This is a genomic window from Methylobacterium sp. D53M (assembly GCF_053345625.1).
In genome coordinates this window covers 24,840-39,649 of sequence record NZ_JBKFAL010000028.1, presented here as the reverse complement: position 1 = coordinate 39,649, position 14,810 = coordinate 24,840, and the positions used below count along the sequence as shown (strand labels likewise).

The window sequence follows — 14,810 nt, the reverse complement described above, 5'->3', positions numbered from 1 at the left end:
GGCAGGCCTCAGCAAGGCGGAAACGGGCCTCGGCGATGCAGAATTTCTATCGGGAGTTGCAAATCTGCACGCCGTCGTCCCCCCGCCTCGTCCGGGTGCGGTCCGGGCTGCCGGCCGGGGCCTCAGTCCTCGAGAAGGGCGTGGGCCGCCCGGACCAGGAGCCCGCCCGGCCGGCGCAGGGCGTCGAGCACCGAGAAGTGCTCGGCCCCGGGGACCGGCAGCAGGGAGCCGGGGGCGTGGGCCGCCGCCCGCAGGGCGTGCAGGTTGCGGGCGTCGTGGATCAGCGCCGGCAGTTCGCGGGAGCCGTAGGCGATGCAGAGCGGCTTCGCGATTACCGGGAGCCGCAGGGGCGACAGGGTCTCGATCTCGCCGTCGGTGAGGCTCAGCTTGGCGTCCAGGGAGGTCTGGCGGATCGGCGCGAGGTCGTAGACGCCGGAGATCGCCAGACCCGCCGCCACCGCCGGATGGCCGAGCTGCATCGCGGTGAGCAGCCCGCCCGCCGACCAGCCCGACAGGATCAGGGGACCGCGGATCCCGCGCGCGGCCCCGTGGGCGGCCAGCCAGTCGAGGGCCGCGCCGATCTCCGCCACGATCCGGGAAAGGCTCGCCTCCGGCGCCAGGGTGTAGCCGACCATCGCCACCGACCAGCCGGCGGCGTTCGGGCCCTCCGCGAAGCAGGCGAACAGCTCCCGGGCGCCCCGCTGCCAGTAGCCCCCGTGGATGAAGACCAGACAGGGCGCCGCCGCGTCCCGCGCCGGGTAGAGGTCGAGGGCGTTGCGGGCGCCGGGGCCGTAGGGCACGTCGAGGCCCGCCGGATGCGCCGCCCGATAGGCGGCCGAGGCCGCGTCCCGGGCGGCCACCTGGGCGGCGCTGTCGGCCACCGCGCGGGTGTTGTCGTAGCAGGCGTCCCGCGCCTCCTGCGCGAGGGTGTCCCAGCGGCGGCGCGGATCCGCGGGGGTCGGATCGTCCAGGCGGAACTCCAGCACCATCGTGTCCGTCTCGGGCCGCTGCGGTCGCCCGCACCATGGCAGGCGGCCGGGCCCGGGTCGAGGCGGTTCAGAAGCCGGGCGCGGCACCCGGGACGGTGCCGCCGTAGCCCCAGCCCGTGAGCGGTGGCGCCGCGACCCGCTCGCGCGTCGCCGGCGCGACCGTGCGGGCGAGGGGCCGGGGCCGCTGCCAGACCCGCCAGAGCGGCCGGTCGCGCGCCGCCATGCGGGCGAGGGTCAGGTCCATGTCGGAGGCCGCGCGGTGATGCGGTCGCCCGGCGGGGGGCGCGGCCTGCCGGCGGGCCTCGGCCGGGGCGGCCAGCAGCAGGGCCGTTGGCAGGAGGAGCGTCGACAGGAGGACGGCGAGGATCGGGGCGGGACCGGGACGCATGGTCGGGGCTCCGGGACGAGCGGGCCGAAGGGGCCCTACCCGGCGGCTACGCCCGAAGGTCGTCCCGGTTCCGGAGCGGCGCCGGCCGGGCCGGGCATTGCCCTGGATCCCCGGAAGGCCGAGAACTCCGGCGGACGCCGCGCCCCTCCGAAACCGATTCGGGAGGGTCGGTGTGCCGGCCGCGGCCCGGCCGAGACCTGGCCAAGACCTCCCCACGACATGGGATCCATGACAGAGTCCGCACAGACCGCCACGCCGCGCCCCGGCACGCCCGATCCGGCGGCGCTGCTCGCCGCGCTCGTCGCCTTCGACACGGTGAGCGCCCGCTCGAACCTGCCTCTGATCGACTGGGCGGAGGCCTATTGCCGCGACCTCGGCGCCGCGGTCGAGCGGGTGCCGGATCCGACGGGCCGGAAGGCGGCGCTGCTGGTCAGCGTCGGGCCGTTCGAGACGCGCCCCGGCTACGTGCTCTCCGGCCACAGCGACGTGGTGCCGACCGACGGCCAGCCCTGGTCGTCGGACCCGTTCGTCCTGCGGGAGGAGGGCGGGCGGCTCTACGGGCGCGGCACCTCCGACATGAAGGGGTTCCTCGCGGTCTGCCTCGCGCTCCTGCCCGAGATGGTCGCGGCGGAGCTCGCCACCCCGATCCACATCGCGATCTCGTACGACGAGGAGATCGGGTGCCTCGGCGTGCGCCCGCTGATCGCCCGGATGCTCGAGCGCGTGCCGCGGCCGCTCGGCTGCTTCGTGGGCGAGCCGACCGGAATGGACGTGGTGGTCGGCCACAAGGGCAAATCGGCCGCCCGCCTCACCTTCCGCGGCAAGGCCAGCCACTCGGCCCTGGCGCCCCAGGGGGTCAACGCGGTCGAGTACGCCGCCCGCTTCATCGAGCATGTCCGCCTGTCGGCGGAGGCCATCGCCCGGGACGGCGCCCGCGACGCGCTCTACGACGTGCCCCACACCACCGGCCTGTCGAGCGTGGTCCGGGGCGGATCGGCGCTCAACATCGTGCCCGACAGCTGCAGCGTCGAGTTCGAGTACCGGGCGATCGGCGCGGACGATGCCGCCGCGCTGGCAGCGTCCGCGATCGCCTACGCCACCGGGACGCTGGCGCCGCTGATGCGGGCCGGCGATCCGGCCTGCGGCGTCGCGGTCGAGCCGCTGATCGATTATCCGGGCCTCGACACCGATCCGGAGGCGGCGATCGTGACCCTGGCCAAGTGCCTCGCGGGCCGCAACGGCCACGCCAAGGTCTCGTACGGCACGGAGGGCGGGCTGTTCGAGCGGCTCGGCGGCGTGCCGGCCGTGGTGATCGGGCCGGGCTCGATCGCGCGCGCCCACCGGGCGGACGAGTACGTCACCCGGGACGAACTCGCGGCCTGCGCGGGCTTCGTGCGGCGGCTGATCGGCGCCTGCGTGACCGGCTCCGCGGCGGCGTCCCAGGGTGCGCTCCCGGGCTGAACCGGCCTCCGCGCCGGTCGGGCGCGCCGCCGGTCCGCGGAGCCTCCGCCGCGCGGCGCGATCTCACCAGGGCGATCTCACGAGGGCGATCTCACCAGGGGATGCGGCCGAAGCGGTCGATCAGCCGCCGGTACTCGGCCTCGCTCTCGGCCCTCGACGTCCCGCCCTGGCCGACATCCGAGCTTCCGGAGCCCGGATGCACGAGGCGGCACACCAGCGGCAGGACGAAGCCGTGGCGCGCGAGCTGCACGTTGGGGCCGCCGAGCTGGAGGACGTTGGCGAGCCACGGGCGGACCAGGGCCGCGTGCTGCAGCGTGACGGGCGCCGTCGCCTCGACGAGGTGGGCGCGGCGCAGGCCGGTCTCGGCGAGGCGGCCGAGCCACTCGTTGTCGTAGTGCCACTTCGCGGCCGGGCTGATCGCGCCGACCTGCGCGAAGGTGGTCCGCCGCATCAGCCAGCCCGACGGCGTCGCGAAGTCGTTGATCCGCACCACCTCGCCGGCCTCGTCGGTCTCGAGCTGGGTCGAGGAGACGAAATCGAAGCGGTCCAGGGCGCGGACGGCGACGCCCAGATAGGGCGGCAGCCAGCGATCGTCGTCCTCGAGGAAGCCGACGAGGTCCCAGCTGTCGTCGACGGCGGCGATGGCGGCGTTCAGCGCGGGGATCTGGCCCTTGCGCGCGCCGCGCGCGAAGGTGACCTGCGGGTGCGCGGCGAGCCGTGCCGGGATCTCGGTCCCGGGATCGGTCCCGACGAAGAAGTGGATCGTCGCCGGCCGGTCGAGCTCCTGGGCGTTGGCGCTCGCGATCGCGTGTTCCAGGAAGTACGGGCCGGCCTCTCCGGCCAGGGTCGAGGGTTTGAGCCGCGACGGCGTGATGATCGCGATTCGCATGGTCAAGGCTCGCCGGTTCTGCAGATACGGTTTGCGGTCCGGTTCCCCCGATCTGCGCGCCGTCACGCGTGATCACCGCGCGTCGACCGAGAGAGACTTGCAGAACTGGAGCCGAGACGGGACCGTGCCTGTCAAGTCTCGGCCGGTCGGTTCGGGTTGAGTTCAATAATGGTCGAAAAGATTTCGAGCTACTGTATACATCGCGATCGATCAATCGACCGAGAATCGATCCGAAATTCTGAAAATTTCCGGTGTTCCATTATTTTCGCGAAACGGCTTGAATCATTGTTGCCGCGATGCCACCCTCGCTCGAAGAAGCGCGGCATGCCGGGCGGCAGAGCCCCTCCCGGCCGGCACCGGCCCGTCGCGGAGGAAACCTTCCCGCCGCTCGCGGCTTGGATCAGCGCCTTGGATCACCGCCTTGGATCAGCGGTCCGCACCGGGCCGGGTTGAGGGAGACCCTTCAGAGCATGGCCAGCCTCAGCGTCGCGATCGCGTTCGGCGTCCGCCTGCTCCTCGTGCTGCTGTTCCTGCCGTTCAGCGCCCTCGACAAGATCCTGAACTTCAGGGGCGCGGTCGGGCAGGCGCGGCAGGCCGTGCACGCCACCGCGCCCGCGGTGGCGCTGATCCTGATCGGGCTCTGCGTCGAGATCGGGATGTCGCTGTGCATCCTGACCGGGACCGCCGACCGGGCCGCCGCCTTCGTGCTCGCCGGCTATTGCGGGGTGACGGCGCTGCTGTGGAAGCAGTTCTGGGTGCCGGGGGATTTCTGGGCCGGGGGCAGGGGCCGCGAGCTGTTCTGGGACTTCCTGAAGAACTTCGCGCTGGCGGGCGGCTTCCTGCTCATCACCTTCGGCACCGGCGCCGGGACGGTCCAGGACTTCCTCGCCGATCCGCTCGGATCGACCCATCCCTACGCGATCGCCGACCGGGCCCGGCCGTAGCGGGGCGCGGTCTGCGGGGCTTGGCGCGGCGGGGCCCTCAGCCCCTCAGCCCTTCGGCACGGTGGCTTCCATGGACGGGCGGCGCTCGAACTCCGTGTACCAGGCGGCGACCGCCGGGCGGCCCTCCCGCCACGCGAGATCGGGGAAGCGCAGGTCCAGGTAGCCGAGCGCGCAGCCCAGCGCGACCGTGCCGATATCCAGCGCCGGCATCCCGCCGACCAGGCTCTCGAACCGGTCCAGCGCCGCGCGGATCTTGCCGACCTGACCGGCTTCCCAGGCGTCCCAGCGCCGGGGCTCGGGACGCAGCACCCGCTCGTAGCGGGTGAGCAGCGCCGCATCGAGCAGGCCGTCGGCGAGCGCCTGCCGGGTCAGCGCGTCCCAGCGGGCGGCGCCCTCGGGGAACAGGCGCGGGCCGGCGGAGAGGTTGTCGAGATACTCGCAGATCACCCGGCTGTCGTAGAGGGCTGTGCCGTCCTCCAGCACCAGGGCGGGGATCTTGCCCAGCGGATTGTGGGCGGCGACCTCCGCGGAGGGGCCGGTCGGCGAGGCCCCCGCGACGGTGACGGCGATCCGGTCGATCAGGCCCGTCTCGTGGGCGAGGACCAGCACCTTGCGGGCGTAGGGAGAGGCGGGGGAGTAGAGGAGCTTCATCGGACCGTCCCGGTTTGGTCTCAGGCGCCGTGATCGCGGCGCCGGGACCTTGCACCGATACCGCGGGGAATCCAGTCCCCGGCGCCCCGCCGGAGGCTCAGACCTTCCGGGTCACCCTGGCGCCGGCATGGACCACCCGGCTGCGGCTCCGGCCCGAACTCGGGCGTCGCACCCGCACCCGCTGGCGCCAGACGAGGATGGCGCTCGCCACCCGATCGAGGACGAGCATGCACAGGCTGCCGACGATGGCGAGCACGCAGGCGGCCCCGATCAGGACGCCCCAGATCCCGGGGGCCGGGATGATCATCAGGCACAGGAGACCGAAGACGGCCGCGCCAGGTATCCACTTCGCCATCGCGCCGTCCGCCTGAACCAAGGGTGTCGCTCGGGCACAAGCTGCACCGAGACCCTTAAGAGGGTTGGTTCGACTGGTGTGTAGGCGAATAGTTTTGTCTCTAGAAGATATGAATCTGTCAGTCTCGGTTTATGTACGGTAAATACGGCGGTGAATATGGTCGGTCATCGGCGTCCCGGGACCTGATCTCAATCCACCAGCGACAAGGTCCGTCCGGCGCTGACCAGATGGTAGAATCGGCCGTCGAACATCTGCATCACCGCCTCGGTGGCGGCGTGCGATTCCGGGCGGATCGACGAGGCGAGGCAGGCGTCCAGGGCCGCCTGGTCGGGGAAGTCCATCTCCAGGATCATGGCGATCGGCCGCGCGTCGTCGTCCTTGGAGACGAGGCGCTGGACCCGCACGGCGGTGACGCCCGGGAACCGCCGCCAGAACGGCTCCAGCTCGTCCCGGACCCGCCGGAAGAACTCCTCCTCCCGCCCGTCGCGCACCGTGCCCTCGTAGATCGCGGTCCTGGTCAGCATCGGCCGTCCCCCGGAAGTCCCCGTCAAACCCCCGGGTCAACCGCCGGCGGCGGGGATCGCTCCCCGCGATGATCCGGCAGCGCTCCGGCAGCGCTCCGGCAGCGCTCCGGCGGTGACAACGCGCACCGGCTGTCGGCGGAATCGGCCGCCGGCGGGACGGACGGGCTTCTCCCCCGCGGCCGGTCGGCGTATCCAGGGACAGCCCATCGTGACGATGCGGGAGAGACCGGGATCTTCCCAGCAGAGGGGACCCGGCGCCGACGGAGCAACCGCCCCGGAAACTCTCAGGCACCGGAACCGTGTCGTCAGGGCGATCTGGAGAGTGGTGCAGCGGGCTGAAACCGTGGGCACCCGCCGAAGGGGACGTCCGTGCCTCGCCTCGCCAGGGCGGGTCGGATCAAGCTCTCAGGCACCGGGACAGATGGGGCGCGCAACCGGCCGACCGCTCGAGGGCGGCCTCCACGCGTCCAGTCCCGGAGTCCAAGCTCATGACCCACATCGCCGTGATCGGCGCCGGCATCACCGGCGTGACGACCGCCTACGCGCTCGCCCAGCGCGGCTACCGCGTCACCGTCCTCGACCGGCAGCGCTACGCCGCCATGGAGACCTCCTTCGCCAATGGCGGCCAGCTCTCGGCCTGCAACGCCGAGGTCTGGAACAAGCTCTCCACGGTGATGCAGGGCCTGCGCTGGATGCTGCGCCGGGACGCGCCGCTGCTGATGAATCCCAGGCCCTCCTGGCACAAGCTGTCGTGGATGGCCGAGTTCGTCCGCGAGATCGCCCATTACCGGGAGAACACCGTGGAGACGGTGCGGCTGGCCCTGAAGGCCCGGGAGGCCCTGTTCGCCATGGCCGAGGCCGAGGGGATCGACTTCGACCTGAAGACCCGCGGCATCCTGCACTTCTACCGGGACCGGGCGAGCTTCGAGAAGGCGACCGCCGTCAACGCCCTGCTGCGGGAGGGCGGCCTGGAGCGCTACGCCGTGACCCCCGAGGAGATCCGGGCGATCGAGCCGACGCTGGCCGGGCGCTACCACGGCGGCTTCTTCACGCCCTCGGACGCCACCGGCGACATCCACAAATTCACCCGCGGCCTCGCGGCCGCCTGCGCGCGCAAGGGCGTCCGCTTCGTCCAGGACGCCAGCGTCGAGACGATCGCGCCCGGGGAGGGGGGCTACGCCGTCGGCTGGCGCGAAGCGGGCCGGCCGGCCGGCGACGCGCGGGTCCTGCGGGCCGACGCGGTGGTGATCTGCGCGGGCTGTGCCAGCCGGCACTTCGCGGCGATGCTCGGCGACCGGGTCAACGTCTACCCGGTGAAGGGCTACTCGATCACCGTGAACCTGCTGACCCCGGAGGCGCAGGCGGCGGCCCCGGAGGTGAGCATCCTCGACGAGGCGGCCAAGATCGTCACCAGCCGCCTCGGCGACGAGCGCCTGCGGGTCGCCGGCACCGCCGAGTTCAACGGCTTCAACCGCGACATCCGCCACGACCGGATCGAGCCGCTGGTCGACTGGACCCGCGAGCAGTTCCCGCGCGTCGACACCGACCGGGTGGTGGCCTGGAGCGGGCTGCGACCGATGCTGCCGACCATGCTGCCCAAGGTCGGCCGCGGCCGACTGCCCGGAATCTTCTACAACACCGGGCACGGCCATCTCGGATGGACCCTCTCGGGCGCCACCGCCGAGCTCGTCGCCGGGGCGGTCGCCGCCGAGCACGCCCCGGAGCCGACGATCCTGCCGCTCGCGGCCTGACCCGGGTCTCCGAAGGGCCCGAGGCCCTTCGGCAGGTTGTCAGGGCGGAGCCCTGACGCGCAGCGCGGCGCGCCGTCCCATCCTCGAACAGGGGGCGCGCCGTCGAAGATTATTTTGTATTCTCTTTCCGAACCACCCCGGAACCCGAGCCGCGATGCCCTCGTCTCCCGCCTATCTCGACCCCGCGACCGGGGCGACCTACCCGATCGAGACGCCGCGCTGGCGCTCCGAGACGGGCGGTCCGCTGATGATCACCGACCTCCCGGGAATCGGGCGGGCGGAGATCGACACGGGCCGGCGCTCCCTCTGGCGCTACGCCGCCGCCCTGCCGGTGGCGGTGGCCGACCCGGTCACGCTGGGCGAGGGCTGCACCCCGCTGGTGCGCCGGCCCTGGCGGGGCGGCCACGCCCATTTCAAGCTCGAGTGGTTCGCGCCCTCCGGCAGCTTCAAGGACCGGGGCGCCGCCGTGATGCTGTCGATCCTGCGCCAGCAGGGGATCGACGCGGTGCTGGAGGATTCCTCCGGGAACGGCGGCGCCGCGGTGGCGACCTACGCGGCGGCCGCCGGGATGCGGGCCAAGATCCTGGTCCCGGCCTCGACCTCGCCGGCCAAGACCGTCCAGATGCGGGCCGCCGGCGCCGAGGTCGAGCTGGTGCCCGGCACCCGCCAGGACACCGCCGACGCGGCCGTCGCCCAAGCGGAGTCGATCTTCTACGCCAGCCACAACTGGCAGGCCCATTTCCTCCAGGGCACCAAGACGCTGGCCTACGAGCTGTGGGAGGATCTGGGCTTCACCGCGCCCGACGCCGTGATCATCCCGTGCGGGGCCGGCAGCAACATCCTCGGCTGCGATATCGGCTTCTCGGAGCTGCTGCGCCGGGGGGCGATCGCCCGCCTGCCGCGGCTCTACGCGGTCCAGCCGGCCCATTGCGCCCCCCTGCACGCGGGTTTCGAGGCCGGCGCCGCGGATTTCGTGCCGGTCACCCCGCGCCCGACGCTGGCCGAGGGCGCCTCGATCGCCCAGCCGGTCCGCGGCCGGGAGGTGCTGGCGGCGCTCCGCCGCTCCGGTGGCGGCACCGTGGCGGTCTCCGAGGACGCCATCGAGGCGGCCCTGATGGAGCTCGCCCGGTCGGGCCTCTACGTCGAGCCGACCTGCGCCATGGCGGCGGCGGCGCTCACCGACCTCACCGCGCGCGGCGCGATCCGGCCCGAGGAGACCACCGTGGTGGTGCTCACCGGCACCGGCATCAAGGCGACGCCGCGCATCGCCGAGCTTCTGGGCCTCGCCCCGTAACCCGGCTCCCCCCGCCACGAGATCCGCACGCGTTCAGGAGGACACACCATGCGCAACAACATCCCCGCCACCGTCGGGATGCCGGTCGAGGAGGTGGACACCCCCTGCCTGCTGGTCGACCTCGACGCCCTCGAGCGCAACGTCGACACGCTCGGACGCTTCATGAAGGCGCACGGCCTGCGCCACCGGGCGCACGCCAAGACCCACAAGTCGTCCGACATCACGGTCCTGCAGATGGAGCGGGGCGGCGCCTGCGGCGTCTGCTGCCAGAAGGTCAGCGAGGCCGAGGCGCTTGTGAGCGCCGGCATCCGCGACGTGCTGGTCTCCAACCAGGTGGTGGCGCCGAAGAAGATCGAGCGCCTCGCGGCGCTCGCCACCCGCGCGCGGGTGCTGGTCTGCGTCGACGACCTCGGCAATGTCGACGACCTCTCGGCGGCGGCGGTCCGGTACGGCGTCACCCTCGAGTGCCTCGTGGAGATCGACGTCGGCGCCGGCCGCTGCGGCGTCGCGCCGGGCGAGCCCGCCGTGGCGATCGCGAAGAAGATCGCGGCGGCGCCGGGCCTGCGCTTCGCGGGCCTGCAGGCCTACCAGGGCAAGGCCCAGCACGTGCGCGATTTCGGCGAGCGGAAGGCCCTGATCCAGACGGCGATCGACGAGACGAAGCGCACCGTCGACCTGCTCAAGGCCGAAGGGCTCGACTGCGCCATCGTGGCGGGGGCCGGCACCGGCAGCTTCGCCATGGAGGGCGGCAGCGGCGTCTACAACGAGCTGCAATGCGGCTCCTACGTCTTCATGGACGCGGACTACCAGCGGGTGAAGGACGCGGACGGGCGGCCGATCGCGGAGTTCGAGAACAGCCTGTTCATCTACACGGCGATCATGAGCAAGGCGAAGGCGGACGTCGCGATCTGCGATGCCGGCCTGAAGGCGCAGAGCATCGACAGCGGCCTGCCGGTGGTCTTCGGCCGGGACGACGTCGAGTACGTCAAGTGCTCGGACGAGCACGGGGTGATCAGCGATCCCGGCAACGTGCTGAAGCTCAACGAGCGCCTGAAGCTGATCCCCGGCCATTGCGACCCGACGGTCAACGTCTACGACTGGTACGTGGGCGTGCGGAACGGCCGCGTCGAGGCGATCTGGCCGGTCACCGCCCGCGGCATGACGTTGTAACGGGATTCCGAAGGGCCGAGGCCCTTCGGCGGGGCGTCGGGGCGGCGCCCCGACATCGGGCTCCGCCCGATACCCGCGAAAGGTCTCGACCTTTCGAAACCATGACTCGGGAGGTCCCTGAATCCATGCGCTTCATCTCCGAGGAGGACTCCGCCGCCCTGGTCGATCACGCCCTGGCGTTCGACGCGGCCCGCGCGGCGCTGATCGCCGCGGTGGCACCAGGGACCACCCTGTTCCCGGCGGTGCTCGGCCACGGCTCGGAGCCGGCCAACCGGTTCTCGATCAAGTCGGGCTCCACGGCGGACTATGCCGGCCTGAAGGTCGGCTCGTTCTGGCCCGGCAATCCCGATCGGGGCCTGCCGCGGCACAATTCGGTGATCCTGCTGTTCGACCAGGCCGTCGGCCGGGTCGACACGGTGATCGAGGCCGGGCGGGTGAACGCCTACCGGACCGCCGCCGCCGACGCGGTGGCGGCGAGCGTCCTGGCGCGGCCGGACTCGGCGGTGCTGGCGGTGTTCGGGGCCGGCAACCAGGCCGAGTTCGAGTGCGCGGCGCTCGCCCGGATCCTGCCGATCCGGACGGTGCTGGTCGTCGCCCGGGACGCCGCCAAGGTCGCGGGCTTTGCCGAGCGCCTGGCGGGGCAGGGGGCGTCCGGGCTCGACGTGCGGGCGGCCGCGCCCCGGGAGGCCTGCGCGGCGGCCGACGTGATCGTCACGGCGACGCCGGCCCGCGCGCCGCTGTTCGAGGCCGACTGGGTCCGCCCCGGCACGCACGTCGCCGCCATGGGCGCGGACGCCAAGGGCAAGCAGGAGCTGCCCCCCGCCCTGCTGGAGCGGGCCGCCCTGTTCTGCGACCTGCCGGAGCAGTCGCGCACCATCGGCGAGTTCCAGCACGCCTCCGCGGACGCCCAGGCCGGAATGCGGGCGCTCGGCGACGTGCTCAGGAGCGGGGAGGGGGGCCGGACGGATCCGGAGGCGATCACCGTGTTCGATTCCTCCGGCGTCGCCCTGCAGGACCTGACCATCGCCCGGGCGATCCTCGCCAAAGCCGACGCGCGCCTGTAGGGGGAGGCCGGCGCCGGCCCTCCCCGCCCCGGCGGAGGACGGCATGCAGGACAGGCAGATCCGGGTCATCGGCATCGGCACGGGCGATCCCGAGCACCTGACCCTCCAGGCGGTGCGGGCGCTCGCCGACGTCGACGCGGTGTTCGTCCTCGACAAGCGCGCCGAGACCGCCGACCTCGTCGAGATCCGCCGCCGGATCTGCGCGGCCCATATCGCCAAGCCACACCGGTTCGTCACCGTCGAGGACCCGCCCCGGGAGCGCCGCCCGGCCGATTACGGGCGCACCGTCGAGGCCTGGCACGCGGCCCGGGCCGAGCGGCTGGAGGCGGCCTTCGCGGCCCATCTCGGGGCCGGGGAGGTGGGGGCGATCCTGGCCTGGGGGGACCCGGCCCTCTACGACAGCGTCCTGCGCATCCTCGACCACATCCTGGCCCGCGGGCGCGTGCCGTTCCGGCGCCTCGTCGTGCCCGGGCTGTCCAGCGTGCAGGTCCTCGCCGCCCGCCACGGCGTCCCGCTGAACGGCATCGGCGGGTCGGTGCTGATCACCACCGGCCGGCGCCTCGCCGCGGGGTGGCCGGCGGAGGCGGAGAGCGTCGTGGTGATGCTCGACGGCGACCCGGCCTTCGCGCATCTCGACCCGGACCTGACGATCCACTGGGGCGCCTATCTCGGCAGCCCGGACGAGATCCTGGTCTCGGGCCGGCTCGGCGACGCGGGCGACGAGATCCGCCGGGTCCGCGCCGAGGCCCGGGCGCGGCACGGCTGGATCATGGACATCTACCTGCTGCGCCGTGACCGCGCCGCCACGGACAGGGCCGGCGCGGCCGGCTAGACCGCCGCCATGCTGCGCCTGCGGGACTACCAGCGCGCCAGCCTCGACGCGCTCTCGGCCGCCTGGGCGCGGGGAGGGGCGGACGACGCGGCGCCCGGCCACCTGATCGTGCTGCCCACCGGGGCGGGCAAGGCGCTCGTGATCGCGGCGCTGGCCCGGGAAACCCTGGAGGAGAACCCCCTCGCCCGGGTGGCGATCGTCACCCACAGCCGCGAGCTGGTCGCCCAGAATTTCTCCGAGCTGACCCGGTCCTGGCCGGGGGCGCCGGCCGGGATCTTCTCGGCCGGGCTCCGGCGGCGGGAGGCCGGGGCGCAGGTGCTGGTCTGCGGCATCCAGTCGGTGGCCGACCGGCTCGACACGGTGGGCCCGCGCGACCTCGTGATCGTCGACGAGGCCCACCTGATCCCCCGCGCCGCCGACACCCGCTACGGCCGCTTCCTGGCGGGCCTGCGCGCGCGGACCCCCGGGCTGCGGGTGGCGGGCTTCACGGCCACGCCCTACCGGCTCGATTCGGGCCGGCTCGACGAAGGCGCGCACCGGCTGTTCTCCGGCATCGCCTACGAGGCCGACACGTTCACGCTGATCCGGCGCGGCTTCCTGGCGCCCCTCGTCTCCAAGGCGACCCTCACCCAGCTCGACGTCTCGGGCGTCGGCCGGCGCGGGGGCGACTACATCCCGGGCGAGCTGGAGGCGGCGGTCAACCGCGACTGGATCACCCGGGCGGCGGTCGCGGAGCTCGCGGAGTACGGGCGTGCCCGCCGGGCCTGGCTCGCCTTCTGCGCCGGCCTCGCCCACGCGGAGGCCGTGCGCGACGCGGTGCGGGCGGAGGGGTATTCCTGCGAGAGCGTCTCGGGCGAGACACCCCGCCGGGAGCGCGACCGGATCGTGGCGGCGTTCCGGGCGGGAAAAATCCGCTGCCTGACCTCGGTGGGCGTGCTCGGGACCGGTTTCAACGTGCCCGAGGTCGATCTCGTGGCGCTGCTGCGCCCGACCCGCAGCACCGGCCTCTACGTGCAGCAGGTCGGCCGGGCGCTGCGCTGCGCGCCCGGCAAGGCCGACGCGCTGATCCTCGATTACGCCGGTCTGGTGCGGATGCACGGGCCCGTGGACGCCGTGACGGTCCGGAGCGCCACCCAGGGACTGGGCGGGGCAGGGGCCCCGCGCGCCAAGCCCTGCCCCGGCTGCGGCGCCCTGATCGCGCTGAACGCCTCCACCTGCGAGGCGTGCTGGACCGAGCCGGAAGCGGACCCGGACGCCGAGGCCCCGCACGAGGCCGCCGCCGACGACGAGCTGGCGATCCTCTCGGCGGATCCCGGGCTGCCCGGTCCCGAGCCGGCGGGCCCTGCCCCGGTGGCGGAGGCCGGCGGGCAGGAGGCTGCTCGGCAGGAGGCCGCCTGGCATCCGGTCACGGCCCTGAAGCTCGAGGCCGCACCCGACGGGCTCGACCTCGTCCTCGGCTGGCGGGACGGCCCCGCCGAGGCGGCGTGGCGCGTCCGCCTGCGGCCCGAGCGCAGCGGCTACGAGCGGGAGAAGGCGGTGTCGTGGTGGCGCGGCCTCGGCGGCGGCCGGGACGCGCCGATGAGCGCCGCGGAATTCCTGGAGCGCGCCGCGCTCCTGGCCCGGCCGGCCTCGATCCGGATCCGCCCGGGCCGGCTGTCGGAGCATATCGACTGTCGGACCCGGGACGGCCGGATCCTCGGCGACGTGCGCCGCTTGGGCGGGCGCGCCGCGTGAGGCGGCGCGAGTCGCGGCGGGGAGGGGGCTCGGACCGCCCTCGCCCGATCCGGATGCCGCCGAGCCGAGCGGGCCTCGACGCCGGGCCGCACCGCCCGGATCCGGAGGCGGCCGGAGACGAGCTCCCATCCGGGCTCGCAGCCGGCCACCCACAGCGGCTCAGCCGGCGGACCACCCCTCACCCGGCCCGATCTGCTCGTCGCATTCCATAATATATCTTATGCGAACATCGGGCGCGGGTGTGGGGGCCGGATTGTCGGGTGCTGGGCGCCTCGGCCTGGAGGCCGCGCGGTTGGATCAGGGCTGCTGATCGGACGTCAGGTCGAGGCCGCAGGGTTGAAAGGCCGCGCCGCCGCCGGGCATGTTCGGCTCCGACCCGGGCCGCGACGTGCCCGTCGTCGCGCGCGACGCGGCGTGATCGCCACGGCGGGCGCGGGGACGAAGGGGCCGACGGGCGCCGAAGTCCGACGCTCCCGGGCAGGGCGGTCGGGTCAGGGGCCGGAGGCCCCTCCCCGCGGCGGACGGACTGGAACGACGCACGGCCGAGCGCTGCCGCGGCGCTCCGGCTAGCTCAGCGTCGCGCGCGGTGGCTGCCCGGCTCTTCGGGCGTGGCCGCCCGCGAACCCGGCGGCGATCTCCGACGCGCCCGGCGCGGTCCTGTCCGCGCGGGCGAGGGCACCTGCGCGTCCGGCCGGGCTCACCGGTCCCCTGCCCTGCCTGTCTGACCTGCCTGTCTGACGGCTCCCGAGCCGGAGGGCCAACCC

At 73.6% G+C, this 14,810-nt stretch carries 14 protein-coding genes and 2 riboswitches; of the genes, 8 read left to right on the top strand and 6 right to left on the bottom strand.

Annotated elements, in window-relative coordinates; all coding sequences use genetic code 11:
• Window positions 1-122: 122 nt before the first annotated feature.
• The gene (locus ACLBYG_RS26785; protein WP_020095516.1) at window positions 123-989 is read right to left on the bottom strand and encodes an alpha/beta hydrolase; all 867 of its coding nucleotides are present in this window, start codon (window positions 987-989) and stop codon (window positions 123-125) included.
• Between the two features lie 67 nt (window positions 990-1,056).
• Window positions 1,057-1,377 carry a hypothetical protein gene (locus tag ACLBYG_RS26780; RefSeq protein ID WP_447683478.1) on the bottom strand — a complete coding sequence of 107 codons (321 nt, stop codon included), beginning with the start codon at window positions 1,375-1,377 and terminating at the stop codon, window positions 1,057-1,059.
• Window positions 1,378-1,605: 228 nt separating this feature from the next.
• On the opposite strand from ACLBYG_RS26780, the gene argE reads away from it, so the two are divergent.
• Window positions 1,606-2,838 carry an acetylornithine deacetylase gene (argE, locus tag ACLBYG_RS26775; protein ID WP_447683477.1) on the top strand — a complete coding sequence of 411 codons (1,233 nt, stop codon included), beginning with the start codon at window positions 1,606-1,608 and terminating at the stop codon, window positions 2,836-2,838.
• 91 nt (window positions 2,839-2,929) lie between these two features.
• Here the strand turns inward: argE and ACLBYG_RS26770 are convergent, their stop codons facing one another.
• The gene (locus tag ACLBYG_RS26770; protein WP_447683476.1) at window positions 2,930-3,727 is read right to left on the bottom strand and encodes a glycosyltransferase family 2 protein; all 798 of its coding nucleotides are present in this window, start codon (window positions 3,725-3,727) and stop codon (window positions 2,930-2,932) included.
• A 470-nt stretch (window positions 3,728-4,197) separates the two neighbouring features.
• On the opposite strand from ACLBYG_RS26770, the gene ACLBYG_RS26765 reads away from it, so the two are divergent.
• The gene (locus ACLBYG_RS26765) at window positions 4,198-4,671 is read left to right on the top strand and encodes a DoxX family membrane protein (protein WP_447683475.1); all 474 of its coding nucleotides are present in this window, start codon (window positions 4,198-4,200) and stop codon (window positions 4,669-4,671) included.
• Window positions 4,672-4,716: 45 nt separating this feature from the next.
• Here the strand turns inward: ACLBYG_RS26765 and ACLBYG_RS26760 are convergent, their stop codons facing one another.
• The 3 genes from ACLBYG_RS26760 to ACLBYG_RS26750 form a co-directional block, all read right to left on the bottom strand.
• The gene (locus ACLBYG_RS26760; RefSeq protein WP_447683474.1) at window positions 4,717-5,322 is read right to left on the bottom strand and encodes a glutathione S-transferase; all 606 of its coding nucleotides are present in this window, start codon (window positions 5,320-5,322) and stop codon (window positions 4,717-4,719) included.
• A 97-nt stretch (window positions 5,323-5,419) separates the two neighbouring features.
• Window positions 5,420-5,677, bottom strand: coding sequence for a hypothetical protein (locus tag ACLBYG_RS26755; RefSeq protein WP_427510307.1), 258 nt, complete (start codon window positions 5,675-5,677; stop codon window positions 5,420-5,422).
• A gap of 188 nt (window positions 5,678-5,865) precedes the next feature.
• Window positions 5,866-6,201, bottom strand: coding sequence for a hypothetical protein (locus tag ACLBYG_RS26750; protein WP_056529955.1), 336 nt, complete (start codon window positions 6,199-6,201; stop codon window positions 5,866-5,868).
• Between the two features lie 207 nt (window positions 6,202-6,408).
• Window positions 6,409-6,511, top strand: a riboswitch (glycine riboswitch).
• Between the two features lie 3 nt (window positions 6,512-6,514).
• Window positions 6,515-6,624, top strand: a riboswitch (glycine riboswitch).
• 65 nt (window positions 6,625-6,689) lie between these two features.
• Between ACLBYG_RS26750 and ACLBYG_RS26745 the strand changes: the two genes are divergently transcribed.
• The 6 genes from ACLBYG_RS26745 to ACLBYG_RS26720 all read left to right on the top strand — a co-directional run bounded on the left by ACLBYG_RS26745 (window position 6,690) and on the right by ACLBYG_RS26720 (window position 14,046).
• Entirely contained in the window at window positions 6,690-7,952 is a 1,263-nt protein-coding gene (locus tag ACLBYG_RS26745) for a D-amino acid dehydrogenase (protein ID WP_447683473.1), read from the top strand.
• A 154-nt stretch (window positions 7,953-8,106) separates the two neighbouring features.
• A complete protein-coding gene (locus ACLBYG_RS26740) occupies window positions 8,107-9,246 on the top strand; it encodes a pyridoxal-phosphate dependent enzyme (RefSeq protein ID WP_447683472.1) in 1,140 nt (379 codons plus the stop codon).
• Window positions 9,247-9,294: 48 nt separating this feature from the next.
• Window positions 9,295-10,416, top strand: coding sequence for a DSD1 family PLP-dependent enzyme (locus ACLBYG_RS26735; protein WP_056529946.1), 1,122 nt, complete (start codon window positions 9,295-9,297; stop codon window positions 10,414-10,416).
• A gap of 125 nt (window positions 10,417-10,541) precedes the next feature.
• Entirely contained in the window at window positions 10,542-11,480 is a 939-nt protein-coding gene (locus ACLBYG_RS26730; RefSeq protein WP_447683471.1) for an ornithine cyclodeaminase family protein, read from the top strand.
• 43 nt (window positions 11,481-11,523) lie between these two features.
• Entirely contained in the window at window positions 11,524-12,312 is a 789-nt protein-coding gene (cobF, locus tag ACLBYG_RS26725; RefSeq protein ID WP_427510304.1) for a precorrin-6A synthase (deacetylating), read from the top strand.
• A 9-nt stretch (window positions 12,313-12,321) separates the two neighbouring features.
• Window positions 12,322-14,046, top strand: a complete 1,725-nt coding sequence (locus tag ACLBYG_RS26720; protein WP_447683470.1) for a DEAD/DEAH box helicase — start codon at window positions 12,322-12,324, stop codon at window positions 14,044-14,046.
• Window positions 14,047-14,810 lie beyond the last annotated feature (764 nt).